22 protein-coding genes are annotated in these 25,317 nt (G+C 58.9%); 18 read left to right on the top strand and 4 right to left on the bottom strand.

Features of this window, described 5'->3' with window-relative positions:
- The first annotated feature begins 1 nt into the window (after position 1).
- The 16 genes from ACIPL2_RS19040 (at position 2) to ACIPL2_RS18965 (ending at position 19,986) form a co-directional block, all read left to right on the top strand.
- Positions 2 to 1,039 carry an AraC family transcriptional regulator ligand-binding domain-containing protein gene (locus ACIPL2_RS19040; protein WP_401358560.1) on the top strand — a complete coding sequence of 346 codons (1,038 nt, stop codon included), beginning with the start codon at positions 2 to 4 and terminating at the stop codon, positions 1,037 to 1,039.
- 895 nt (positions 1,040 to 1,934) lie between these two features.
- Positions 1,935 to 2,471, top strand: a complete 537-nt coding sequence (gene rfaH / locus ACIPL2_RS19035) for a transcription/translation regulatory transformer protein RfaH (RefSeq protein ID WP_401358558.1) — start codon at positions 1,935 to 1,937, stop codon at positions 2,469 to 2,471.
- A 35-nt stretch (positions 2,472 to 2,506) separates the two neighbouring features.
- Positions 2,507 to 3,667, top strand: a complete 1,161-nt coding sequence (locus tag ACIPL2_RS19030) for an outer membrane beta-barrel protein (RefSeq protein WP_401358557.1) — start codon at positions 2,507 to 2,509, stop codon at positions 3,665 to 3,667.
- Between the two features lie 15 nt (positions 3,668 to 3,682).
- A complete protein-coding gene (locus tag ACIPL2_RS19025; RefSeq protein ID WP_401358555.1) occupies positions 3,683 to 4,216 on the top strand; it encodes a polysaccharide biosynthesis/export family protein in 534 nt (177 codons plus the stop codon).
- A 2-nt stretch (positions 4,217 to 4,218) separates the two neighbouring features.
- The gene (locus tag ACIPL2_RS19020) at positions 4,219 to 6,549 is read left to right on the top strand and encodes a GumC family protein (RefSeq protein WP_401358554.1); all 2,331 of its coding nucleotides are present in this window, start codon (positions 4,219 to 4,221) and stop codon (positions 6,547 to 6,549) included.
- Between the two features lie 155 nt (positions 6,550 to 6,704).
- Positions 6,705 to 8,096 carry an undecaprenyl-phosphate glucose phosphotransferase gene (locus ACIPL2_RS19015; protein WP_401358552.1) on the top strand — a complete coding sequence of 464 codons (1,392 nt, stop codon included), beginning with the start codon at positions 6,705 to 6,707 and terminating at the stop codon, positions 8,094 to 8,096.
- A gap of 48 nt (positions 8,097 to 8,144) precedes the next feature.
- On the top strand, positions 8,145 to 9,485 hold the full coding sequence (locus ACIPL2_RS19010; protein WP_401358551.1) for a UDP-glucose dehydrogenase family protein: 1,341 nt from the start codon (positions 8,145 to 8,147) through the stop codon (positions 9,483 to 9,485).
- A gap of 13 nt (positions 9,486 to 9,498) precedes the next feature.
- The gene (locus ACIPL2_RS19005) at positions 9,499 to 10,203 is read left to right on the top strand and encodes a WecB/TagA/CpsF family glycosyltransferase (protein WP_401358549.1); all 705 of its coding nucleotides are present in this window, start codon (positions 9,499 to 9,501) and stop codon (positions 10,201 to 10,203) included.
- A 1-nt stretch (position 10,204) separates the two neighbouring features.
- A complete protein-coding gene (locus tag ACIPL2_RS19000) occupies positions 10,205 to 11,284 on the top strand; it encodes a glycosyltransferase (protein ID WP_401358548.1) in 1,080 nt (359 codons plus the stop codon).
- Positions 11,281 to 12,393, top strand: a complete 1,113-nt coding sequence (locus ACIPL2_RS18995; RefSeq protein ID WP_401358547.1) for a glycosyltransferase — start codon at positions 11,281 to 11,283, stop codon at positions 12,391 to 12,393. Before ACIPL2_RS19000 ends, ACIPL2_RS18995 begins: the two co-directional genes overlap by 4 nt.
- The gene (locus ACIPL2_RS18990) at positions 12,390 to 13,703 is read left to right on the top strand and encodes an O-antigen ligase family protein (protein ID WP_401358546.1); all 1,314 of its coding nucleotides are present in this window, start codon (positions 12,390 to 12,392) and stop codon (positions 13,701 to 13,703) included. The genes ACIPL2_RS18995 and ACIPL2_RS18990 overlap by 4 nt, the downstream gene beginning before the upstream one ends.
- Before the next feature lie 17 nt (positions 13,704 to 13,720).
- Positions 13,721 to 14,674: a glycosyltransferase family 2 protein gene (locus ACIPL2_RS18985; RefSeq protein ID WP_401358545.1), complete on the top strand. Its 954-nt coding sequence runs from the start codon at positions 13,721 to 13,723 to the stop codon at positions 14,672 to 14,674.
- 13 nt (positions 14,675 to 14,687) lie between these two features.
- The gene (locus tag ACIPL2_RS18980; protein WP_401358544.1) at positions 14,688 to 16,106 is read left to right on the top strand and encodes an oligosaccharide flippase family protein; all 1,419 of its coding nucleotides are present in this window, start codon (positions 14,688 to 14,690) and stop codon (positions 16,104 to 16,106) included.
- Between the two features lie 28 nt (positions 16,107 to 16,134).
- Positions 16,135 to 17,190, top strand: coding sequence for a UDP-glucose 4-epimerase GalE (gene galE / locus ACIPL2_RS18975; RefSeq protein WP_401358542.1), 1,056 nt, complete (start codon positions 16,135 to 16,137; stop codon positions 17,188 to 17,190).
- Positions 17,187 to 18,668 (top strand): family 16 glycosylhydrolase, encoded by a 1,482-nt coding sequence (locus tag ACIPL2_RS18970; protein ID WP_401358540.1) that lies wholly within the window; start codon positions 17,187 to 17,189, stop codon positions 18,666 to 18,668. The genes galE and ACIPL2_RS18970 overlap by 4 nt, the downstream gene beginning before the upstream one ends.
- 271 nt (positions 18,669 to 18,939) lie before the next feature.
- Positions 18,940 to 19,986, top strand: a complete 1,047-nt coding sequence (locus tag ACIPL2_RS18965; RefSeq protein ID WP_401358539.1) for an acyltransferase family protein — start codon at positions 18,940 to 18,942, stop codon at positions 19,984 to 19,986.
- Between the two features lie 43 nt (positions 19,987 to 20,029).
- Here ACIPL2_RS18965 and cydB read toward each other — a convergent pair whose 3' ends face one another.
- The 4 genes from cydB to ACIPL2_RS18945 form a co-directional block, all read right to left on the bottom strand.
- Positions 20,030 to 21,031, bottom strand: a complete 1,002-nt coding sequence (gene cydB, locus ACIPL2_RS18960; RefSeq protein WP_401358537.1) for a cytochrome d ubiquinol oxidase subunit II — start codon at positions 21,029 to 21,031, stop codon at positions 20,030 to 20,032.
- Positions 21,032 to 21,043: 12 nt separating this feature from the next.
- Entirely contained in the window at positions 21,044 to 22,420 is a 1,377-nt protein-coding gene (locus ACIPL2_RS18955; RefSeq protein ID WP_401358535.1) for a cytochrome ubiquinol oxidase subunit I, read from the bottom strand.
- A 144-nt stretch (positions 22,421 to 22,564) separates the two neighbouring features.
- Positions 22,565 to 22,846 (bottom strand): DUF1652 domain-containing protein, encoded by a 282-nt coding sequence (locus tag ACIPL2_RS18950; protein ID WP_401358533.1) that lies wholly within the window; start codon positions 22,844 to 22,846, stop codon positions 22,565 to 22,567.
- A gap of 108 nt (positions 22,847 to 22,954) precedes the next feature.
- On the bottom strand, positions 22,955 to 24,172 hold the full coding sequence (locus ACIPL2_RS18945; RefSeq protein ID WP_401358531.1) for an MFS transporter: 1,218 nt from the start codon (positions 24,170 to 24,172) through the stop codon (positions 22,955 to 22,957).
- Positions 24,173 to 24,301: 129 nt separating this feature from the next.
- Here ACIPL2_RS18945 and ACIPL2_RS18940 point away from each other — a divergent pair, with 129 nt between their 5' ends.
- Together ACIPL2_RS18940 and ACIPL2_RS18935 are read left to right on the top strand one after the other, a co-directional pair.
- Positions 24,302 to 24,961: a TetR/AcrR family transcriptional regulator gene (locus ACIPL2_RS18940; protein ID WP_401358530.1), complete on the top strand. Its 660-nt coding sequence runs from the start codon at positions 24,302 to 24,304 to the stop codon at positions 24,959 to 24,961.
- 49 nt (positions 24,962 to 25,010) lie between these two features.
- On the top strand, positions 25,011 to 25,268 hold the full coding sequence (locus ACIPL2_RS18935; protein ID WP_401358529.1) for a hypothetical protein: 258 nt from the start codon (positions 25,011 to 25,013) through the stop codon (positions 25,266 to 25,268).
- Positions 25,269 to 25,317: the final 49 nt, after the last annotated feature.

Here is a 25,317-nt window from a genome sequence, read left to right as displayed (position 1 = left end):
CATGACCCTGAAAAACACCTGGTTCGAAACCGACAGCCGTTTCATTCCCGGGCATTACCAACCCGCGACCCTGATTGATCTGGCGCTGTCGCGAGACATTGACAGCCATCGCCTGCTGCGCGGGACCGGCCTGTTTCATGAGGACATTCTGGCCGGCCAGACGCGTCTCAGCCCGCAGCAGTTTCTCGGATTGATCGGCAACAGCCGGCGTTTGCTGGATGCCGACGACAGCAGTTTTTTGTTCGGCCAACGCTTGCTCCCGGGGCATTACGGCCCCGCCAGCCACGCCCTGCGCCACGCGCAAAACCTGCACCAGGCCCTCGACACCCTGGTGCAGCAACAGGCATTGCTCAGCCCATTGGCCGCGCCGCGCCTGGTGCTGGATGAAAAACACGCCTATTTCTACTGGCTGGACAGCTGCGGCGCGGGCGAGCAATGGCGTTTTTTGCTGGAGGCCAGCATGACTTCGATTGTGGCCATGAGCCGCTCACAGAGTGGCCAACGCCTGCCGTGGGAATGCAGCTTCAGCCATGCCGAACCGCGTTATGTCGAGCAGTACTGGGTGCACCTGGGCGAGCACACACAGTTCAACCGCCCGCTGGACCTGATGCGCATCCCCCGGGAATTTCTCGCCCAATCCTGGCCCGACGCCTCGGCCACCGCGGGCCAGGTCGCCCGTCAGGAAGCTCACCGACAAATCGAACAATTGGGTTTTGCCTCAAGCTTCATCGACTGTGTTTACCGTTACCTGCAAACCCATGTGCGCCAAGCCCCGAACCTTGAACAGGCGGCCCAGGCCTTCGCCATGAGCCCCGCCACGCTCAAGCGCAAACTGCAAAAACACGACACAGGCTTTCAACAGCAGGTGGATCTGGTGCGCAAGCACGTGGCGCTGTACCTGTATCAGATCAAGGGATTCAGTAACGAAGAAGTGGCGGACTACTTGAGGTTCAACGATGCGGCCAACTTCCGGCGCTCCTTCAAGCGCTGGACCGGCAGCACGCCCAACCTGATCCGCGAGCTGTTCAATACCGGTTGAAGGCGGATTTTTGAGTGTGCGATAAGCCAGGAAACGATGGAACATCTCGGCTCAAGGAATCCGCCAAACATCGCTCTTCTGATCGCAGTCACTGCCGGGAATAGACTGCGACATCCATTGACTGAAAAGAGAAAGTGTATAGCAAGCTTAGCTTTTTAATCGCACGTACTCGATATCCAAACAGTGTTTCTTGAGGTTGTCGATATCGACTACTTCAAGGTCTCCCCAGCACTGCGGTTGGACCGTGTAATGCCCGATGACCCGTTGCAATGTCCGTCATAAGAGCGGGGACAGTGCCCTGCTCCATTGCCCGCCACCCGGCCGTAAGTTATAGCGTTGTAATGTCAGGTTGCCAGACTCCTTAACAAGCCCCACTAATGGGGAATGGTCTCAGGATTATCTCCCCAGAGCACGACTATAAAAGTTTTAAAAAGTTTAAGCCGTTCGACGGAAAAACAATATCTATAAAATACAAACAGTTAGAATGCGAGGTATTTACTATTGGATAAAAGGCATGCTTTTTGACAGGGAACGTTTGACACGCCGCCAAGAGTGGTCGATAACTAAAACGGTCTTTTTGAACAGGCGACGAGTGCGCATTGCTCGTTGTGCGCTGTTCTTCAGACAACTTGTGAACAACTTGTTTTTTTAACGGCCTTTGGTACGGACCGTGCGGTAGCTTTGCCTAAATCAAAGTGCTCGATGGTTATACCCGACACGCTGTCAGATATAACGAAATTCACTGTTATATGTTTCACCCGCGCAACACCTGATTCAACTATGAGACACACTGACGCAACCGCTTTAAAACAATAACGCGCTTGGCTACATCACTTCCTGGATCCAATTAATCCTCTGCCTGCTTAAACTTTCGAAACTTACGGAGTTTACCAGCATGCCAGCAATCAGCTCCGACCGAAGCAGTTGGTACCTTCTGCAATGCAAGCCTCACCAGGATGAACGTGCCCACGTCAACCTGGTGCAACAGAACTATGTCGTGTTTCACCCTCAATTCGTGAGTGAGCGCGTGATTCGCGGCAAAGCACACAGGGTGCGAGATTCTCTGTTCCCAGGGTATCTGTTCATCCATCTTGGCGGTAACGACAACTGGGCGCCCATACGCTCCACGCGCGGCGTCAGTCGTATTGTCGAATTCAATCATGGTCCTGCGACGGTGTCCGAGAACGTCATCGAGCACCTGCGTGCGCGCTGTATTGAGTCATCCGAATCGCCCATCGATGAACCCCTGAAGCCCGGCGAACACTTGCGCATCGTTGGAGGGCCCTTGTCGACACTGGAGGGTATTTTCATTTCTTCGCAAGGGACTGAGCGCGTCATGATCCTGCTACAGTTTCTGAATCGGGAACACGCTGTCTGTGTGCCATTGAGCAATCTCGAACGACAGCAATCCTCGATTCAAACAACTATCTAGTCATCTGACGATGCTTACCCCAAGGAGCTAAAGATATGGCCTTGATGTCACGCTGCCCTATTGCACTGATCATGGCCTCTTTATACCCGGGGGTGGCCTGGAGCATTGATCCCCAGCCAATCGATGTTTATGGGTTCGATTTCGTACCTACTTTCATGCTGACGGAAAGCTATGACGATAACTTCCGGGAACTGGAGAACAACGTTCAGTCCTCGATGATCACCAAGCTGGCGCCCTCCTTCGCACTCAAGGCCGAAGATCGCAACAGCGCCACACGACTGATCTGGCAGCCCACTCGCTACATCTATCACAGCGAGTCGGATGCCTCGTACACATCGCAACGCGTGCTGGCGGACAGCATCATGGAGTTCACCGACCGACATCGTCTGGAGCTCGACGCTGAATACCGTAAATACGAGCGTACGGAATCGACAGCGGTCGAAGGCGTCAATGACAAGATCAACAATAAACGGGTGGGCGGCCTCTACACCTATGGCGCCAAAACCGCTGACAACCAACTGGCGTTCGGTGCCAATTACGCGCAACTGCGCTACGACAACGCTGACGGTATCAACGACGACAAAGAACGTAATACCACCGGCCTGACCTCCACCTGGTACCACCGTGTCGGCAGTAACACGCGCAGCCTGCTGGAATACGACCACACGATTTTTGACTACAAGCAATCCGACAGTTTGCGCAGTAGTAAATCTGATGCGGTGCTCGCCGGTGCCGTGTGGGATGTCACCGCACGTACGACCGGTAAAGTGCGCATCGGTTATGAACGAAAGAACTTCGATAACAGCGAATCCAAAGACCTCAACAACCCCACCTGGCAGGTCGATCTGCAGTGGAAACCACGAACTTACTCCACGTTTACCTTCCTGGCCCGCCAAGCCCTGGCCGAAGGCGACGATGGCGCCGATGCCGTGAAGTCGACCTTCACCCAGGTCGGTTGGCGCCATGGCTGGACCGAACGCATCACCACGGTGGCAAAGGCCGGGCTCGGTCGTTATGTCTACGAAGGCCAGAGCCGCACGGACGACTTCCAGGATTACAACCTGGCGGTGATCTACGCGATGCGTCGGTGGCTGGATATCGAACTTGGCTATCGCTACCGCGATAACAATTCCGATGCCGACGATGAAAGTTTCACCCGCAACGTTTTCCAGATCAGCTTCAACGTAAGCCTTTAGCAAGAGGGTTTCGATATGAACGCACACACTCTTGGCTTGTTATTCACCCTGGCGTTTATACCCCATACGTATGCAGCAGACCCCGGCACCCAATACAAACTGGCCGCTGGCGATGTCTTGCGCATCATCGTGTTTGGTGAGCCGGAGCTGAGCATGAAAAAGATCCGCCTCAGCGATGCCGGCACCTTTTCCTACCCGTTTCTGGGAGAGATTTCCGCCAAGGGACTCACCCCCAACCAGGTCGAAAAGATCATCGTCGACGGACTTAAACAAGGCTACCTGATCGACCCCAAAGTCAGTCTGAGCCAGATCGAATACCGTTCGTTCTACATCAACGGCGAAGTGCAAAAACCCGGCAGCTACCCCTTCGTGCCCGGCCTGACACTGGAGAAGGCCATCGCCTTGGGCGGTGGCCTGACCGAGCGAGCGTCGATCAAACGCGTGACCATCGTGCGCGGCGATGGCGGCCCGACCCTGACCGATACCGTCACACGAACTACCACGATTGCCCCCGGCGACACCATTTCCATTGCACAAGGGTTTTTCTGATCATGGACAACAGCCCTAGCACCTACGTCGAACGTCCTCTGCAAACGCATGTGCATCAGCCGTACAGCGAAGACAAGGACACCATTGACCTCCTAAAACTCTGGAGGGTGATCTGGCGCGCGAAATGGAACATCGGGTGGATGGTCCTGTTGTGCTGCGTGCTGGCAGCCGTTGCCGTCTCGGCCATTACCCCGCAATACATCGGCAGCACCACGTTGCTGTTCAACGACAAGACACCACCGCTGATGTCCTTCCAGCAAGTCAAGGATTCGGGCAGCAACGCCACCGAGTACTTGCAGACACAACAAGCACTCCTGCAATCGCGGGACCTTGCCGAACGCGCGGTGACCAAACTCGGTCTGACGACTAACCCGATCACCGACCCGCGCCAGCAACCGGCGCCCTGGTTCACGCCGCGCAAGTGGCTGGCGGACCTTGACGATTACCTTGGCCTCGACCTTGATCAATGGCTACCGGGCCTGCCGCTGTTGTCGCCGGTGAAAGAAACACCGACTGAAGAAGACGTCTTCAATCAGGTCACGCAGAACCTGATGCTGCACACCAGCGTCAAATTTGTCGGCAAGAGCCAATTGCTCGAAATCGAGGTCGAGCTGCCGGACCCGGCGCTGGCGGCAGCGGCAGCCAACGCCTTGGCCCAGGGCTTTACCGACAGCCAACTGGACACCAGCGAAAAGTCCTCGCAAACCACCACCGCGTGGATGAACACACGACTGATCAAACTGCGCGACAACCTGCGCGTGGCCGAGAAAAAACTTCAGGGCTACCGGGAAGAGCAAGGTCTGGTCGACGTTGGAGGCGTCGCCACCATCAGCGCCAACGAACTGGAAATGACCGGCAATCGCATGGTCGACGCCCGTCGTAACCGCGCTGAAGCCGAGAGCCAGTACCGGCAGGCGAAGTCCCTGGGCAACGGCGACTTGAGCCGGCTTTCCAGCGTGCCAGCGGTCTTGAGTAACCCATTGGTCCAGCAATTTCAGGCCGACCTGGCCAAGGCCCAGGCCAAGGTTGATGAACTGGCGGGGCGCTATGGTCCCAAACATCCCAGCCTGATTTCCGCGCAGTCCGAATTGCGCGCAGCCACCACCAGCCTGCAACTGCAGGTGCAGCAAGTGGTGGCCGGTATCGAGCGGCAATACCAACTCGCCTCGGCCAGTGAAGCCTCGTTGCGCCAATCGTTCAACAACAACAAGGCGCAGATCCAGGACATTGCTCGCAAAGAGTTCCAGTTGCGCGAGTTCCAGCGTGAGGTCGACAGCACTCGCGCGCTGTATGAAACCTTCGTCACCCGCTTGAAAGAAACGGCGGCGACCGCCGACATGGACTCGACCAAAGTGCGCATCGTCGACCCCGCCATTGTCCCGACTGAAGCAAGCAAGCCGCGTAAAACACTGATTGTGGCGATCGTCGGGATGATCGCTGCGGTCATCGGCGTAGCGTTGGCGTTGCTCTTCGACAGCCTGAGCAACACCTTCAAAACCGACGAGACGATCGAAAGCGCGCTGAACATTCCTCTGCTCAGCGTCGTACCGCTAGTGAGGAAGAAAAGCCGGCGGCAATTGGCGCGCTTGTTCGAAGACAACGACAACCCGCATTTTTCCGAGACCATTCGCAACCTGCGCACCTGGCTGATGTTGCAAAGCAGTGATATGCCGTCGCAGGTGGTACTGGTGACGTCGACCGTTGCCGGAGAGGGCAAAAGCACCATTGCCAACAACCTGGCCAGTTCGCTCTCGTCGCTGGAACGGGTGCTGCTGATCGACGCCGACATGCGCCAGCCAACCCTTTCGCTGAACTTCGATTTTCCGCCTGACAGCCCGGGACTCGCCAATGTCATTGCCGGCACGGCCAGACTCGAAGACTGCATCGTTTCGGTGGGCAATCTGGACATGATACCGGCCGGCAAGGTCACGCCTCCTTCACTGGATCTGTTCGACGCGCCGCGCCTGCCTTCCCCTGCCGACCCGCTTAACCCGGCCCGCCAACCTCCGCCGCAGGATCTGCTGAGTTCACCGCGCATGGCGCGCATGCTGGACGCGCTCAAGTCGCGTTACCGCCACATCATTATCGATTCACCACCCGCCGAAATGATCAGCGACGCGCTGTTGCTGGCCCAGCATTCGGATGCGGTGATCTACGTGGTCAAGGCCGACAGCACGCCGATCAGCCAAGTGCAAAGGGGCATTGCCATGTTGCAGCAGAGCCATGTATCGGTGTTTGGTACCGTGCTCAACCAGGTCGACCTGCGCAAGGCGCGCAAGTACGGCTATCACCATTCCAAGACGCTTTATAACTACGACTTCGCGCCTCGGTAACGCCCCGCGCACCTGACTGTCGCTACACCTCTTTCTGCCATCACATCCTCACAACACGCTGCTTCACCTCTGCCGAGCCAGGGAAAAGCCTGCGGGAGCCACGCCGTGTCTGCCCGTCAGCGCCAATTCATAACGTCTGCCTTGAGGTCAAGCCCATGACTCCGATCTATACCGCTCAGATGGCACACCGCCGAGGCCTGACGTTCTGGGGCCAATGGCTGTGTGCGCTGACGCTGGTCACTTCGCTGCTGATGTTGCTCGTCTATTGGCGTGTCGGCAGCCTGACCAGCGATTACCGCATCTTGATCATTCTGACTGTGCTCGGCTCAGTGCCGATTTACAGCGTGATGCAGGTCTATCACAAGCGCCATGGCCTGTTGGTCGGGCTCGCCAGGTTGCTGGCCGGTTGGTTGATTTTGCTGGCCGTGCTGGCGGCTATTGCCTTCATCACCCAGACCAGTGCGATTTATTCGCGCCAGGTGATGATGATCTGGGCGGTGCTGGGCTACGTGGTCCAGGCCATCAGTTTTCTGCCCCTGCATTACTTCGCCCGCCTGCACTCGCGGATGGTCTGCAACGAGCGTCGCTCGGTGATCATCGGCACCTGCCCGACCGCCCATGAGCTGGCGAAAAAACTCTGCAGACCGAACCGTGCGCTGGTGCTGGGTTTTATTGCCGAAGCGGACAACAGCGGCCCGGCCCCCAGTATTTTGCCGCTGCTGGGCCACGTCGACTCGATCCGCGAAATCATCACCCGCCTGGAAGTGCGCCGCGTCTACATCGTCCTGCCCATGGCGCATGCCTCAGTCATCGAAGCGTTGTACATCGACCTGCTGGACATGAACGTGGACGTGGTGTGGATCCCGGATTTCGGCAGCATGGTGCTGCTCAACCATTCGATCTCGGAAATCGAGCGCATGCCGGCCATCTACCTCAATGAAAGCCTGCTCAGCTCTCATCCCGCCAGCCTGTTTTGCAAGGACCTGCTGGAACGCAGCCTGGCCGCAATGGCGATCATTCTGCTTAGCCCGTTGCTGCTGGTGGTGGCGGCGGCCGTCAAGCTCAGTTCCTCCGGCCCGGTGCTGTTCAAGCAAAATCGACACGGTTGCAACGGTGAAGTGATCAGCGTCTGGAAGTTTCGATCGATGCGCCTCCACGACGACAGTGAAGTGCGCCAGGCCACGCGAGAAGACGATCGCGTCACACCGCTTGGACGCTTCCTGCGCCGCAGCTCCATCGACGAGTTGCCACAGCTGTTCAACGTCCTGTTCGGCCAAATGGCCCTGGTCGGCCCGCGCCCGCATGCCGTCACGCACAACATTTACTACACCGGAAAAGTGCACGCCTACATGGCTCGCCATCGCCTCAAACCGGGCATTACCGGTTTGGCCCAGATCACCGGGCATCGCGGCGAAACCGAGACGGTCGAAAAGATGCAGCTGCGCGTCGCTCAGGACCTCCACTACATCAACCATTGGTCGCTGTGGCTCGACATCAAAATCCTGATCAAGACCCCCTTCACGTTGTTCTCGAAAAACATCTACTGACACCCCGTCCCATCGCTGATCACTGTCACGACGACCCGAGGGTTGACCATGAATGTGAGCGTATTCGGTATTGGTTATGTCGGCCTTGTCCAAGGCGCCGCACTGGCCGAGGTCGGCCACTCTGTGCTGTGTGTCGATGTCGACGCTGCCAAGGTCGAGGCATTGAAGGAAGGCACGTTGCCCCTCTACGAGCCTGGCCTGAAAAGCCTCGTCCGCGATAATTACCAGAGTGGACGCCTGCGGTTCGACACGGACCTGGCCAGCGCTGTCCACCACGGCGATGTGCTGTTGATTGCCGTCGGTACGCCGCCTGACGAAGACGGTTCGGCGGACCTCACCTACGTGTTGAGCGTGGCGCAAACCATCGCGCTGAACATGGACCGGCACCACGTCATCGTCGACAAATCCACCGTGCCGGTCGGCACCGGTGACGTGGTGCGGGCGCGCATCGAGCAGGTTTTGGCCGACAACGATCGCCGCGATCTCACGTTCGACGTGGTCTCCAATCCGGAATTTCTCAAGGAAGGCTGCGCAGTGGAAGACTGCATGCGCCCGGACCGGATCATCATCGGCACCGACAGCCCGCGCGCCGAAGCGGTCATGCGCGAACTGTACGAGCCGTTCAATCGCAACCGCGAAAAAATCATCGTCATGGACGTGCGCAGCGCCGAGCTGACCAAGTACGCGGCCAACTGCATGTTGGCGACCAAGATCAGCTTCATGAACGAAATGGCCTGCCTCGCCGAAAAACTCGGCGCCGATATCGAGAAAGTACGCCTTGGCATCGGCTCGGATCCGCGCATCGGTTATCAATTTATCTACCCGGGACTGGGCTACGGCGGCTCGTGCTTTCCCAAAGACGTGAGGGCGCTGATACAGGCCGCCACCCACGTCGATATCGATGCCCGGGTGCTCAAGGCCGTCGAGGCGCGCAACCACGAACAGAAAGCCAGCCTGTTCAACAAAATTTTCCAGCACTTCGACGGTGCCCTTCGCGGCAAGACCTTTGCCTTGTGGGGGTTGAGTTTCAAACCGAACACCGACGACATGCGCGAAGCCCCCAGCCGGGTCTTGATGGAAGCCTTGTGGCACGCCGGCGCCAGCGTCCAGGCGTTCGACCCGAAAGCCATGGAAGAGGCCCAGCGCCTGTATGGCTCGCGTGATGACCTGACCCTGGCGGGCACCAAGGAAGCAGCGCTGAAAAATGCCGACGCACTGGTCATCGTCACCGAGTGGCAATCCTTTCGCGTGCCGGACTTTGACCTGCTCAGGCAGCAGCTCAGGCAACCGCTGATTTTTGATGGACGCAATCTGTTCGATCCGCAGCGTATGAGCCAACGCGGCTTTACCTACCTCTCCGTGGGCCGGCGGACCCACTCGGTCCTCTGAAAGGTGTCGCGCCATGATCAGGCTGGAAATAGTCAGGCATTACTCACCGAAACTGCTGGATGCCAACCAGGCTTATTCCTTCATTAACTTTGCGTCGATCGGCAGTTTTTTCGAGCAGACGCCCAGCACCGTCGCCTATTTTTGCGACGGCATGTTGATGTCGGCGTTCATGTCGCGCGTGACGGGCCGAACGATCGGCCGGGTCAGCTTCGACTTCACATCGATTGCCGACCTGGTACTCAGCGGTGCCGAGCAACAGGGCAAGCGCGTGTATTTCGTCGGCGCCCGGCAGGTTGAACTGGAGCAGTTCCTCAGCAAGATCAAGGCACGCTATCCGCGGCTGAGCATCGCCGGCTCGCACAACGGCTACTTCGATGCGTCGCAGGCCGAGGGCATTCGGGCCGACATTTGCCGCAGCCAGGCGGACATCCTGATCGTGGGCCTGGGCGCCGGTCGGCAAGAGCAGTTCGAGCAAGACACGCTGCGCGCGGGCTTCGGCGGTGTCGCCTTCACGTGTGGCGGGTTCATTCGCCAGGAAGCCACGGCCACGCGAAATTACTACCCGGCCTTGATCAATCGCCTGCATTTGCGCGCGTTTTATCGAATGTATCGCGAGCCCCATACGATCAAACGCTACCTCATCGACTATCCAAGCAACTTTTTGCACCTGTTAGCCATGCTCGCCCGGCACAAAGTCGCCATCAGCGTGGGGGAATGACATGCACATCCTGTTTATCCTCAAGGATTTCAAGCCGGGCGGCGGTGTCGAGCGCGTCCAGCAACGGTTGTCCGAGCAATTTCTCAAGGACGGCCGGCGTGTGAGCTTCTTCGTCATGAATGGCGACAGGCCCGACACCGACGGTGTGCAACACCTCAACGGCGGCGGCAGCGGCATCGTCGGCCTGCTCAAATCCATCGTTCTGCTGCGCCGGCTCATTCGCCGTGAGGGCGTCACCCACCTCATCTCGGCCAAGGAGCAGGCCAATCTCTGCACCTGGTTCGCCACCTTGGGCAGTGCCTGCAAAGTCATCTATAGCCGCCACGCGACACTTGATTGCACTGAACAGAACACCGGCCCCTCAAGCCTGCGCCTGCTCTACAGCTTGTACCTCTGCGGCAACGGCAAGGTCGTGACGGTCTCCACGGCCCTGCGCCAGGCCCTCGTCGATTTAATGCCGTGGGGTCAGCGGCGCATCCGTTATTGCCCCAACGCCGTCGTCACTGACCAACTGCTGCAAGCCTCACACGCGCCGCTGCTCGACGGATTGCCCAACGACTACTGGTTGAGCCTGGGCCGTTTGGTCGAACCCAAGGGCTTTGATCTGTTGCTCGATGCCTATGCCTTGGCGCTGCGCAGCGCAGCGTTGCCCGATCTGGTGATCGTCGGCGACGGCCCGTTGCTTGGCGCGCTGACCGCTCAGGCACAGCGCCTGGGCGTCGCGCACCGGGTGCATTTCACCGGTTTCCTGAGTAATCCCTATCCACTGCTCAGGCAGGCAAAGCTGTTCATTTTGAGTTCGGTGCAGGAAGGCATGCCGACCGTGCTGATCGAGGCACTGGCGCTGGGCACGCCCATATTGGCGTGCGACTGCGAGACCGGGCCCAGGGAATTGCTGGACAACGGGCGACTGGGCCAACTGGTCGCCGTCAACGACGTCCCCGCGCTGGCGAGTGGAATGCTGCAAAGCCTGACGTCACAGGGTTACGTGGCGCCCAGCGCAAAAATGCTCACCGAGGCCATCCACCCGTATACCAGCCAGTACGCCGCGCAAGCGTACTACCAGGTATGGAACCAATGAAAAAGCTGCTGATTATCCTGCATGACCTCGGCGCGGGCGGGGCTGAAAAGATGATGGCGCGCCTCGCCGGCGCACTGGTGGACGCGGGCAATGACGTGACATTGCTGATGCTCACCGGCGGCGGCATCAACGCGGCGCACCTCGACCCGCGCGTAAAGAAGGTTGAACTGCAAAGCCCGCGCAGCTCACGCGCGGTGCCGGCACTTGCACGTTTTTTGCGGGCCAATCGCTTCGACGCCCAACTGGCTGCGCTCACTCACGTCAACGTGGTCGCGATCGCCGCTGCTGCGCTGTCGGGAACGCTGGCGCGGCTGCACGTCAGCGAGCGCAACGCGTTTTCCCACGACAAGTACGTCAACCCCGACTTCATGGCGCGGGTGGCGTACCTGGTGGCGCCGCTGCTGTATCGGCTGATTCCCAATCCGGTGATCTGCGTCTCGCGAGGCGTCGCCCAGGACCTGGTCGACACCACCATTGCGCGGCACCGGGATGTGACCATTGCCGACAATCCGGTCCTCGACAACGACTTTCGCGACCAGACGCCCGGGCTGCCAAGTCACCGCTGGCTGCTGGAGAAGTCGTGCCCGGTGATTGTCGCCGTGGGTCGCCTGGCGCCGCAAAAAGGCTTCGACACCCTGCTCACCGCGTTCGCTGCGTTAGCGGATCGCAGCGCCCGTCTGATCATCTTTGGCGAAGGCCCGCTCAGGACTCGATTGCTTGACCAGGCACGCACACTGGGTGTGGCTGATCGCTTCGATCTGCCGGGCTATACCCGTGATCCGAGGGCTGAGGTCGCCGCGGCCAGCTGCTACGTGTTGTCGTCGCGTTTCGAGGGCAGTCCCAACGCGTTGGTGGAAGCCTTGTCCACCGGCACGCCGGTGGTGTCGACCCGATGCCCCCATGGCCCGCAAGACATCCTCATGGACGGCCTCGTCGCACCGCTGGTGGCCGTCGACGACCCGATCGCGCTGGCGCAGGCAATCGCCCTGCAACTGTCCACACCACGGGATCTGCACCGCCAGGCCCGAATCGATGCCGCCGCCCGTTTCATCAATGCCAGCGCGGTGAAGACCTACCTCGCCGCGTTGCTTGGGAGTCCATCGCCATGAACACGCTGGAGATCAGGTATTCCACGTTACGCGACGCCTTCACCTTGTTCGGCGTGCTGTTCTACATCCAGGTGATTACGTTTTTCCTGGGGCTGGGCGGAACAGCGAATTTTGACGACATTGATAAGGACCTTGAAGGCAACGTGGCCAACCAGGTCTGCGGCCTGATTACCCTGCTGGTGCCGTTGTTTTTCTTCATCCGCAACAAGGTGTTCCTCAGCAAAAGCTTTTATCGGAACAACTTCTTTCTGCTGGTGTTCCTGTTTTGCGTGTTAGCGTCGATCGGCTGGTCGCACGACCCGATGTTAAGCCTCAAACGGTTTGTCGCGATGATCAGTGTGGTGTTTTTCGCCGGCTTCATCGCCTACAACTACAGCCTCGAAAAAATCACCTTCATGCTCGGCTGTGCCATTGGCGCGGCAGCACTCATCGGCTTGATACTCGCGGTGGTCATGCCCAACGTCGCGTTCATTGCCGGTGGCATTCGCGACGGCGCATTCAAGGGGATTTTCAGCGAGAAAAACGCTGGCGCACGGCTCAACGCAATCGCCATCCTGCTGTTGCTGCCGATGATTCGCCAGCGCAATCGCTGGGCTCTCTTCTGCTCGTTTTTTTCGCTGGTCGCGGTTTTTCTCGCCCAGTCGGCGACCGGCGTGGCCTTGATCGTTTCCGGCACGGTGAGCTACTGGTATTTCCTGACCCTGATCCGCTTGCGCATGAACCGCTCGCAGTGGCTGTTCTTCGGTTGCACGCTGGTGTTCCTGCTGGTTTGCCTGTTGATCTACAACCAACTTGCGGTGCTGCTGGAGATGGCCGGGCGCGATCCGTCGCTGACGGACCGCACGATGATCTGGGAGCTGCTCGCACCGTTTGTCGACCAACAATGGCTCAAGGGGTACGGCTTCGGCGCCTTCTGGGCCAGTCCCGACGCCGATGTGTTCATCAGGCGTTGGGGTTACATCGGCAACGCCCACAGCGGCTATATGGAAACCCTGCTCAACGGCGGCATTGTCCAGTTGATAGCGCTGGCCTTGCTGATGGGCGAAGCGCTGTTCAAACAATACCGCGCTGTGACGGCGAACCAGGCGGCGCAGTTTCGCGCCAGCGCGCTGGTAATCATCGGCATGTTCGTTGTCACCAATTATGTGGCCTATGTGATCCCTAACTACCGCTCCGCCGAGTTTCTGGTGTTCTGCACCCTGGCCCTGTCTTTCCGGCATCACCACGTGACATTCCCCGAGTTGTCCCCTGCCCCTCTGCGTCAGCGTCCGTCTGGCAGGGCATCAACGCGCGACTCTGCCCAGGCGTAATAAAAGGAGAAATACCCGTGTCAGATCAAGCCCCCTCTTTACCGCATACCGTGTGCGTCGTGATCCCAATGTACAACGGCGCCGACAGCATTGAGCAAACACTGGCGTCGCTGGCCGAGCAAACCCGGCTGCCCGATCACGTCATCGTCATCGACGATGGCTCCACCGATGACGGACCACAACGGGTCAGAGACTTCGTCGCGCCGTTTCGCCTGACGCTGTTGCATCAGGCCAACGAAGGCCAGGCCAGCGCGCGCAACCACGGAATGCGGCACTCCGAAGAGACGTTTGTGGGAATGCTCGATGCCGATGACCAATGGCGCCCGCGAAAGCTGGAGCTGCAACTGGCCCTGTATGACGAACTCACTCGTCAGGGACGGCCGGTGGGGCTGATCGACTGCTACACGCAAGTCAATTACAGCGACGGCAGGCAGCAACTGGACAACCATCGCAAGAGCGGCCGGCATTTCTACGATTTCATCCACGAAAACGTCGTCAATGGCGTATCCACAGCGCTGGTCAAGCGCGACGTGATCATGCAACTCGGCGGCTTCGATGCCAGCCTGCGTTACTCCGAAGACCGCTACATGTGGACCCGGATCGCCGAACACTGGGAGGTCCACACGGTGCCGGAGGTGCTGCTGGAGCGCACGGTCAACGCCGGCAACATGACCGCAAACCCAAAAAAGTACTACCCGAACAAACTCAGGTTCATCGACGTGTACCTGGCCCGCTATGGCGAGCAGCTGAGCAAGCAGCAACGGATCGATTTCGTGCTGGGCAACCACACCGACTTTCTCAATGCGTTTTCCCGCAAAGGCGAGCATGCCGAGGTGATCGGCGTGTACCGGCGAATGCTCGACTGTTCCTGGCAAGCGCTGATCTTCGACAGTGGCAAACCGACCTTGCGCTACCTCTATGCGTGCGCCAAGACATGGCGCAAGGCCGCTGCATCCACCACCGCTCATTGAACCGGTATCCACCATGGCCAATCACCGTCTGGTGACATTGATCTGGATCTTCACCGAGAAATTCGGCCTTATTTTCCTGTCGATGATTACCTTTGTCGCGTATGCCCGGCTGCTGTCGCCCGCAGAGTTGGGCGTGGGCACGGTGATCATTGCGATCATCGAGTTGATCGGCCTGGTTTACTCATCGGTGCTGGAGGACCCGCTGGTTCGACTTGAGCGGCTGGAGGACAAGCACATCAGCACGGCCTTCTGGGCGGCGGTGCTCGTCAGCCTGGTGTCCATCGTTGTCATCTCGGGCGCGGCGGTTCTGTACACGCCCGACCCGGTATTGCAATGGATGACGGCGGTGGCCTCGGTGAAAATCCTGTTCACCATGATGGCGCGGGTCTATGTGGCAGAAATGCGCCGCAGCGGCAACTTCAGGGCCCTGGCGTCGCGCACGTTACTGGGCAAAGTGTGTGGCGGCGTCGGCGGCATCGCTGTCGCGCTGTGGGGCTTGGGCGCTTGGGCGGTCATTGCCCAGGCTGTGATCATGGAACTCGTCTCCATCATTGTGTTGATGCGCGCCGACCCGCGACGCATTGCTTTTCATATTGACGGGCCGTTCTTGCGCGAACTGTTGAAGGCCGGCGCACCGGTTGCCATCAACTCGCTCAGCTCGCAAACGCTGCAGCGCGGGGTCAACGTGGTCCTGGGCATGACGGCCGGCACCAACGCGGTGGGCATGTTCAACATGGCGATGCGTATCATCGACCTGCCGCGTACGGCGATCTATCACGGCCTGATCAGCTATGCGCTGCCGGCGTTCGCCCGGCGCAGCGCCGATCAATCACGGTTGCTCGCGATCATCAGCGATTCGACCGCCGTCAGTGGCTTCCTGCTGACGCCCCTGTTCATCGGCATCGCACTCACCGCGCACGACGTGATCCTGTTGATCTTCGGCGCCAAATGGACCGAGGCCATTCCCCTGCTGCAAGTGCTTGCGTGCACAGCGGCCATCGGCAACACGGCGATGTACGCCACCACTGCACTGGTCGCGGTCAATCGCAGCCACCTGACCATCAAGGCCGAAGTGGCAACCACGCTACTGGCGCTGGCGCTGGTCTATAGCTTCGGCAGCCTCTATGGCGGCATGGCCGCGGCGCTCGCCCTGCTGGCGCGGATGCTGCTCATCACGCCGCTGCAAATCCGCGGACTCAACACGGCGATCGGTTACGGGTGGCGGCGGTTTTTCGAATCCAACTATCGCAGCGTGGTCGCCTCGCTCGTCATGGCCGCGACCGTCATCGTGGCTTCCGGGCAACTGGGCCTTCAAGGCTATCTGCACCTGATCTGCAACATCGGCATTGGCGCAATGACCTATGCCGTGGCCTACAGCGTATTGCACCCGCGCTGGCCGCAAGAATTCAAAACGGTTTTCACTGCTCGCTGAATCCAGTCCTGAGACAGGAATACCCACCATGCGCAAAACGACGTTGATTACGGGCGGGGCCGGCTACATTGGCTCCCACACTTCCCTGGCGCTCATCGATGCCGGCCATAACGTGCTGGTGCTCGACAACCTGTGCAACAGTTGTCGAGAGTGCATCGCGCGACTTGAGTACCTGGCCCATACGCGGATCGATTTCATCAATGGCGATATTTGCGACTCGAGCTTGCTCGCCGACATTTTCAGCCGGTATGACATCGATACCGTGGTGCATTTTGCGAGCCTGAAATCGGTTGAGGAAAGCACGCTCAAGCCACTGGATTATTACACCAACAACGTCGGCGGGACGTTGAACCTGTGCCGGGCGATGGCGCATCACGGGGTGTTCAAACTGGTGTTCAGTTCCTCGGCGACGGTGTACGGCGACCCCGTGCAGACGCCGATCCTGGAAGACTTCGGCACCGGCAAACCGGCTAACCCCTACGGCCGCACCAAGCTCATGATCGAGGAGTTGCTCACTGACCTGTGCAACGCTGATCCCCGCTGGAGCATCGCGCTGTTGCGTTACTTCAATCCGATTGGTGCCCATGAAAGCGGGCTGATCGGAGAGGATCCCCACGGCCGCCCCAACAACCTGTTGCCGTGCCTGACGCAGGTTGCGATTGGGCGGCTTCCCGAACTCACGGTGTACGGCTGCGACTATCCCACCGTGGATGGGACGTGCGTACGCGACTACATTCACGTGGTCGACCTGGCCAACGGACACCTCAAGGCGTTGGAGGTGTTGCAGCACCACAACGGCATCCACTACTGGAATCTCGGCACCGGCATCGGCTACAGCGTGCTGCAAATCATCCACAGTTTCGAGGACATTACTGGCATCACCGTGCCCTACCGCTTTGCCCCGCGCCGTCTCGGTGACATTGCCAAATGCTGGGCCGACCCGAGCAAGGCCGGACGTGAACTGGGTTGGCGCGCGCAACGCGGCCTGGAACAGATGATCATCGATACCTGGCGGTGGCAGTCGTGCAATCCGCTGGGGTATCAGTCTTCCTTCGAGGTACCGGCGCTGATTGAAGTGAAATGATGCGGATGTTTAAAGAATGCCTACTGGTAGTGCTGCTGTCGGTTTCGCTGGTTGGCAACGCCGCACAAACGCCCTCCCCTGTACCCACCAACGGGCTGGTGCTGTGGCTGGACGCGGCCGATGCGACAACCATGACGCTGGATGCGCAGAACCGGCTCCAGCGCTGGAGCGACAAATCCGCCAAGGCCAATGACGCCACGGTAGACGGTGCCGCCTCGGCGCCAGAGCGGATAGCCAACGCGCTGAACGGTCATTCGGTCGTGCGTTTCAGTGGCGTTTCCGGGTTTCTCGGCAACACCCTCCGCAAGGCCAACGGCCCTGTGACGGTATTGATCGTGTCCCGGCGCTTGCCCGAACACGCCCCGGTCGATCCCTGGCAACGGTTGTTCAGCTCACGCCCGCAGACCGCCGACAACGATAACGTGTTGCCGAATTTCGCCATCAGCCTGCAACAGTCAGACGCGTATGCGCCGACCATTTCCGTCCTCGAACTTCAAGACGTGCCGATTGGCCCCTATGCAGTCGGGCGTAACGTGGTCGGCAATGCCGAAAACTTCAAAGGCGATATTGCGGAAATACTGGTGTACGACCGTCAGTTTGCCTCCCTGGCGCAGCAACAAGCGGCGTATCAATACCTGGCGAACAAGTGGTCGGTGACCGTTCCCCGGCAAGCCGATACCTGGACCCGGGTCGGACCGCTGGGCAAGTTGCCGAAACCCGGCGACGCTGGCTTGCCCCTGTCCGATCAGGCCAATGCCGGCAACTGGATATTCGACAGCAAACTGTCCGATGACTTCAATGGCGACGTTCTCGACTCCGTGCGCTGGCACGTCAACAATGCCCAAGGCAATGAATCCCTGGGCCGCAAACCGGCGCTGTTCAGGCCGGCCAATGCCTTCCTGGCCGATGGCAACCTGAACATTGTCTTTCGCAAGGAAACCTTGCCGCAGAAGTACGTCAAGCTCGGTTTCAAGGACTACAGCTCCGCCATGGTTCGTACCATTGATCGCAGTTTTTACGGGTATTACGAAGCACGGGCCAAACCCATGAACTCCGCAGGTTCCAGCGCATTCTGGCTCGCCTGGACGGGCATGGCGGACAACGCCACCGAAATCGACATCTTCGAAATCGGTGGCAAGACCAAAGACAGCGCCCATGACCGCAAATACAACATGAACGCCCACCTCTGGGCCACGCCGCAAAGCAGCGAACATATCGCCAACGGCAGCGTGTGGATCAGTCCCTGGCGCCTGGCAGAGGACTTTCATGTCTACGGCTTCGACTGGCAGCCCGACACCCTGCGTTGGTACGTCGATGGCGTGCTGGTCAGGGAAACGAAGAACACGCACTTCTTCTTTCCGATGCAGATCATCTTTGACAGTGAAGCCATGTGGAATTGGTTCGGTGTTGTCGACGACGCTGACCTGCCTTCCACCTTCCGCGTCGACTACGTCAAGGTGTGGCAACGTAGTCGATAGCCCTTGCACCAAGCCTGGGTTGCTTCGCAGCTGCAGTAACGTCGGCCAGCCACTGCCGACTACCTATCTGACGCCATCGCATCGCGGGCCAGCCTGGCCATCGAGCTGATACGACCTGTTATCCCGAAAGCGTGATAGCCGACGCAAGAAGGCATTGCTCCTTCAATTGAAGTGCATGGGGCGCTACTGCTGCGAGAGCGTTCGCCCCAGGCCAACTTTCATCGGCAGGGTGGTCAGTTTTAATCAGCGCAAAAATCTGGAGCGCATATGCATGATCAAGCGCCGGCTGAAAGAGTTGGATTTGCTGCGCTTTCTCGCTGCACTCGCCGTAGTGATTTTTCACTATGCGTTTCGCGGCTATGCAAGGGGCGACATGTCCACAATGCCCTACCCCCTATTGGCTGAGCCTGCCAAATACGGTTATCTGGGGGTCGAACTGTTTTTCATGATCAGCGGATTTGTCATTCTGATGACCGCTTCGAACAATAATCTCAAAGCGTTTTTCATATCCCGCGTCGTGCGCATCTGCCCGGCTTTCTGGGTGTGCTGCACCCTCACTTTTGTCATCACTCTGGCCATCGGGCAACCCAGGTATACGGCTGACTTTTATCAATACGTGATGAACATGACGTTCCTCAGCGACGCGCTGGGTGTGCTGCCGATAGACGGGGTTTACTGGTCTCTGTTTGCAGAAATTAAATTCTATCTAATGATCTCCATTTTATTGGGCTTCAAACAAATAGAAAAAATAGAGGCCTACCTCGTGGCCTGGCTGCTGATTTCTGCCGTATCAGAAATCTTCGTCATGGAAAAACTGCGCTGGGTATTAGTGACCGATTACGCGGCCTATTTCATAGCGGGTGCGACGTTCTACGTGATATGGACCAAGGGCTTTACCATCACACGAGTGTTCCTGTTGGTGGGCGCATTGGTATTAGCCGGCTACACCGCCATTGTCTGGGCCGACGTGCTCGAAACCAAATACTTGACCGACTACAACAACCTGATCATCTGCAGCATGATCATCCTGTTTTTCATAATTTTTCTTATGATCGCAACGAACAAAACTTCGGCCATAGGCGCCTTGAACTGGACGGCATTAGGCGCGCTGACGTATCCACTTTATCTGCTACATCAAATGATCGGGTTCATGATCTTTAACATTGTTTATCCGGCGGTTAACCCGCACCTATTGCTATGGGGCACGGTCGCCTTGATGATCGGTGGGTCTTATCTCATTCACAAAACAATAGAAGTCCCCATTGCCAGATCCATGAAGAAATTCCTGTCATTTTCCTTGATCCATGTCAGAGGCTGATGAGCCCTGACAGAACGCCTGCTGCACGACAGCGCGTCACTGCTCAATCACCCGCGGCACGAACCTTTCCGCTGAAGACGCTGAAGCCGTAGGTGTTGTAGATGAGCGTCACCGGTATCAGCACGGCGAAACCGACCAACATGAAGACCTGACTGGTCGGACTCGAAGCAGCGGCTTGCAAGGTCAGCTGCGGCGGGACAATCAACGGATACAGCGCCGCGACCATCAATGCGAAGGCCACAACGAAAATCCCCAAGGCGGCGAACAGCGGCAGAGACTGCCATCGGCTTCGAAAACCCAACGTGAAGCCGATCAACAGGGCAATCAGCAGCGTGGCAGCCGGCAGCCAGACAACACGAAGGGAAAGCCGATGCGCATATTGAATGTTCAGTGTCGCTGTCCAGACCACCAGCACGGCCAACAGCACCACCGTCACGATTGCCAGCGCCCGCGCCTGCCGAGCTGATCGAAGTTGCAGGTCGTCTACCGTGCGCCAATACAGCCAGCAGGCGCCCAACCACGTGTAGCCCGAGACGAGCACCACCCCGCAATACAGTGGAAACAGACCCGACCATTCCCAGCCGTCCCCGCTGTACTGCCCGCCCCGATCAGGCACGCCTTGTACCAGCGTGCCCAACACGGCCCCCTGAGTGATCCCGGCCACCAACGAACCGCACAGCAACAAGCCATCGACCAGGCGCTTGATCCTGGCGCTGGGCGAGTAGTCGCGAAATTCCAGTGCTAACGCACGAACAATCAACGCCAGAAACATCGCGATAAACGGCAGATAAAGCGCTGGCAGCAGGATGGCGTAAGCCAGCGGAAACAACGCCAGCAATCCACCGCCGCCCAGCACCAGCCAGGTTTCATTGGCATCCCATATCGGCAAGATGGTCACCGCCATGGCGCGGCGATGCTGGCTGCAACGGGTCAGGCCCATCAGGACGCCGACACCCAGATCAGTACCGTCCAAGAGCACATAGTTGAGCACCGAAAACCCCAAGGCAGCGGCAGAAAGCAGTGTGATCCAGTCAATGTCCACCATGGATTCAAGCCCTCAGGATTCACCCGTCTCGTCGGCCAACGTGGGTTGCGGCCCCGGCTCGCCCTCATGGGGCGGCTCACGCAATAATCGCAGCAGGACCCAGAGACCCACGCCGAAGATCACCAGATAAAACGCCAGGATGGTCCATGTCGCGCCGACCACCTGCTGCCGAGACACCGAAGACAGGCTGTCAGCCGTGCGCAGCAAGCCATAGACGGTGAAGGGTTGGCGTCCGACCTCGGTCACCACCCAGCCACTCACCATCGCCAGGAATCCGGCCGGGGCCATCCACACACTCCCTCGCAGCATCCAGCGCGCCGTGTACAAGCGGTGACGCCAGCGCAACACCCCACCGATCAAGCCCTGCCCCAGCATCAACAGACCCAGGCCGACCATCACCCGAAAAGCGAAGAACACCGTGGGCACGGGCGGTATGTCCTGCGGCGGGAATTCGTCGAGGGCGGCGATGGTGCCGCTCAGGTCATGCCGTAAGTACAGCGACGCGATACGCGGAATCGCCACTTCCCAATGGTTGCGCCGCTCAGTCATGTCGGGCACAGCGAACAAGCGTAACGGCTCCCCTGCACCCTCCGCCGGTCGCGTCCAAGAGCCTTCGATGGCGGCGACCTTTTGTGGCTGTACTTTCAGACTGTGCTCACCGTGCAGATCGCCCACCAGGATTTGCAGCGGCATGAGCACCACAATCACCCACAGCGCCATGGAGTAGGTCAGCCGAGCGCGCGGGTTCTCGGACTCACGTAACAGCTGCCAGGCGCTGACACCGGCCACCAGCGTGGCGCTGCCGATCAACGTGGCCAGGGTCATATGCGCAAACCGGTAGGGGAACGAGGGATTGAAAATGATCGCCCACCAATCCTCGGCAATGAAGCGACCGTCGGCGCCAATGGCGTAACCGGCGGGTGTCTGCATCCATGAATTGGCCGACAAAATCCAGAAGGCGCTGATCAGTGAGCCGAGGGCGACCGCACAGGTCGCCAAAAAATGCAGGCGTGGGCCGACTTTTTTCAAACCGAATAACATGATGCCGAGGAAGCCAGCTTCCAGGAAAAATGCCGCCAGCACTTCGTAGAACATTAACGGGCCGAGGATGTCCCCTGCCTGGGTCGACAGCCGCGACCAATTGAGCCCGAACTGGTACTCCAGAATCAGACCCGAGGCCGTGCCTATTGCGACGTTAAAGGCAAACACTTTTAGCCAGTAACGGTAGACGTCCAGGTAGATCCTGCGCCCGCGCCATAACCACAGTGCTTCCAGCACCACCAGAAAGTTGGCCAAACCGATGGTGAACGCTGCCAGCACGATGTGAAAACTGATGGTGATCGCGAACTGGGCGCGCGCCGCCATCAGCGCAGAATCAATCGCGTCCATGCTCGAGCGTAGAAGGTGTTGGCGGGAAGAGGCATGGCACATGTCCGATGCGGTGTTGGTCGGTTGACTCTCGTGATCGACAATGATTCCGAATGTCAACGTTCAAACGCTTCATCGCCGGACTGTTTGATATCGCGCAATGCCTCAACCAGGCTGGATCGCGTTGACGGCGGACACCTGTTGATCCTTGGCAATCGTCGTGCACCGACTGAGCATTTCACTGCGCAGTTCCGCAATAAGCTCCGCAATCGCTCGGCTGGACGTGAGCGTCTGCGTTGAAACAGCGGTGACCAACAATTCTATTTGTCCGGACGACGCATCAAACACTTTGATCATCAGCGATCCGTCGGGATTCGCAGTGCAGGTACAGGACAGAGGCAGAAACCCACATTCAATGATGTGGCGAAGCTCAAGTAGAGAAATCATGACTTTCGTCCTCAGAGTCAGGATGATTTGATTTCTGCCTTTTAATAATAGCCAACCCACTGGATTTTGAAGGCCGCTAGCCCTTCGGATAGCGGCTTTTTTTAGGGTTCAGTGCCCCGCGACCGCAGGCTTGCCAGCCGCACGCGGGCCCGATTTGAAGCCGTGCGCACGAGCGCCCCAGACAATCGCAAATCCCACCCCGACCAACACCACCATTGCCCACGGAAAAGAGGCGACGCCGAACCTGTCCAGCAACACGCCACCCAGCACTCCACTCCCCGCAATCGCACTGTTCCAGGCCACCACGTTCAACGATAACGCCACATCCACGCCGTCCCCCGCCGCATCCGCCAGCGCGGTTTGCAGCAACGTCGCCGCCCCGCCAAAACTCAACCCCCAAACCGCCACGCCGATGAAGATCACCTCAGGCACACTGCCCAAAAAACCAAACGCCAGGCAAACCGCGGCAAACGTCGCCAGGCTCACCAACACCGTCTTGCGCAACAATGGCTCAACCCATTTGGCGGTCAACCAAATCCCCACCAACGCCGCAAGTCCAAATACCAGCAACACCAGGTCGACCCGATCCCCTAACCCTGCCGGGGCCACGAACGGTGCGATGTAGGTGTAGAGAATGTTGTGCGCCAGCATCCAACTGATCACCACCGCCAACACAGGTCGCACGCCCGGCGTAGTCAGCACGGTGCGCAGCGACATGCGCCGGTGCGCGGCTTGCGCCGGGTAGTCAGGGACTTTCACCAGCACCCAGGCGATCAGCACCAGTGTCAGGGCCGACATGATGCCGAAGGTGGTGCGCCAACCCACGAGCCCGCCCAGCCAGGTGCCCAGAGGTACGCCCAGCGACAAGGCAATCGGGGTGCCGACCATCGCCAGCGCCAGCGCCTTGCCTTGTTGATGGGGCGCGACCATTCGCCGGGCATAGCCGGCGAGCAGGCTCCAGGCCAATCCCGCCGCGACACCGGCGAAGAAACGCGCCACCAGGGTCACGCCGTAGTGGGAGGACAGCGCGGTGATGGAGTTGAACAGCAAAAAACCGACGATGGTCAGCAGCAGCACATTACGGCGACGCCAGCCACGAGTTGCGATGGTCATGGGGATGACCGCCAGTACCGAGCCCAACGCGTAGGCGGTGACCATCTGGCCAGCCATGGAGGGGGAAATTGCCAGGCCTTCGCTGATCAGCGGCAACAGACCTGCGGGCAATGTTTCGGTGACGATGCAGATGAAGCCGGTCATGGCGAGCGCGAGCAACGCGCCAATGGGCAGGCGGTCGGCGGCTGCCGATAAGGTGATTGAGGGTGTCACGGGCGACTCCTTGCGTGAGGATTTCAGACTTAAATACTGATCGATATAAATGTTGAGGGTCGGCAGCGCTCGTTGTCAACGACTTATGTATCGACTAGTATTTATCTCGTCATCCAGAGGAACCTTGAAATGGCGCAAATGGGCCGCCCCCGTACCTTCGACCGCGACCACGCCGTGGAACAGGCCTTGCACCTGTTTTGGCAACATGGCTACGACGCGACCTCTCTCGCTCAGTTGAAAGCCGGCCTGGGTGGCGGAATCTCCGCGCCGAGTTTTTACGCGGCGTTCGGTTCCAAGGAAGCGTTGTTTGATGAGTGTGTGCAGCGTTACCTGGCCACCTTCGCCCAGGTCACCGAATGCCTGTGGGACGAGCGCCTGCCGCCACGCCAGGCCATCGAGACCGCACTGCGCCAGTCTGCGCGCATGCAGTGTGAAGACGGCCATCCCAAGGGCTGCATGGTGGCCCTCGGCGTGATGAGCGCGCCCAGCCCGGAGAATGCGCGGGTGGTCGATGCCCTGACCCACTCTCGCGCCCGCACTCGCGCGGGGATTCTGGCGTGTGTTGAACGGGGTGCCAGCGCCGGTCAGTTGCCGGGCGACGTTAATGTGCCCGCGATGGCGACGGTGTTTGACAGTTTCCTGCAGGGTGTTTCCATCCTTGCTCGGGATAACACGCCACATGAGGTCATTGATGCGGCGATCACCCAGATACTGCTGACGTGGGACATTGCGGCCTCTACCGTGCCAGGCGGCTCGGAGGGACCTTCACGGCCAACGTCTGGCGCATAATAGAGCACAGAAACCAAGCCTCAATTCACTGGCGTTAGAGGACATGGCTATGACCGACCGCGCACGTTTGAATTACTTGAACGACACCCTGCTGGGCCCTATCGCTAAATCCATTGATTGCGAGGTCATCGTCACACCCATTACACCCGGGGCGTTTCAGGTGCAGGTGCGTTCGCCGGTGCCTGATGATCTGCACAAAGCTCATTCCCTGACTGTCTTCCTTGCGACCGGTGAGCGCTTGATCGGCACGGTAGCGCACGCTCGCAAGGCCGCTAACGGTGACCTGGAATTTCAGATCGACGTATGACCCTTTCGGTCATCTCGATGGAACATTGATGGCAGCCCGATCCTCTATC

This window comes from Pseudomonas sp. NPDC086251 (genome assembly GCF_044746405.1).
Lineage (GTDB): Bacteria > Pseudomonadota > Gammaproteobacteria > Pseudomonadales > Pseudomonadaceae > Aquipseudomonas.
The sequence above is the reverse complement of the archived record's forward strand: the minus strand, read 5'-3'. Positions and strand labels throughout refer to the sequence as shown.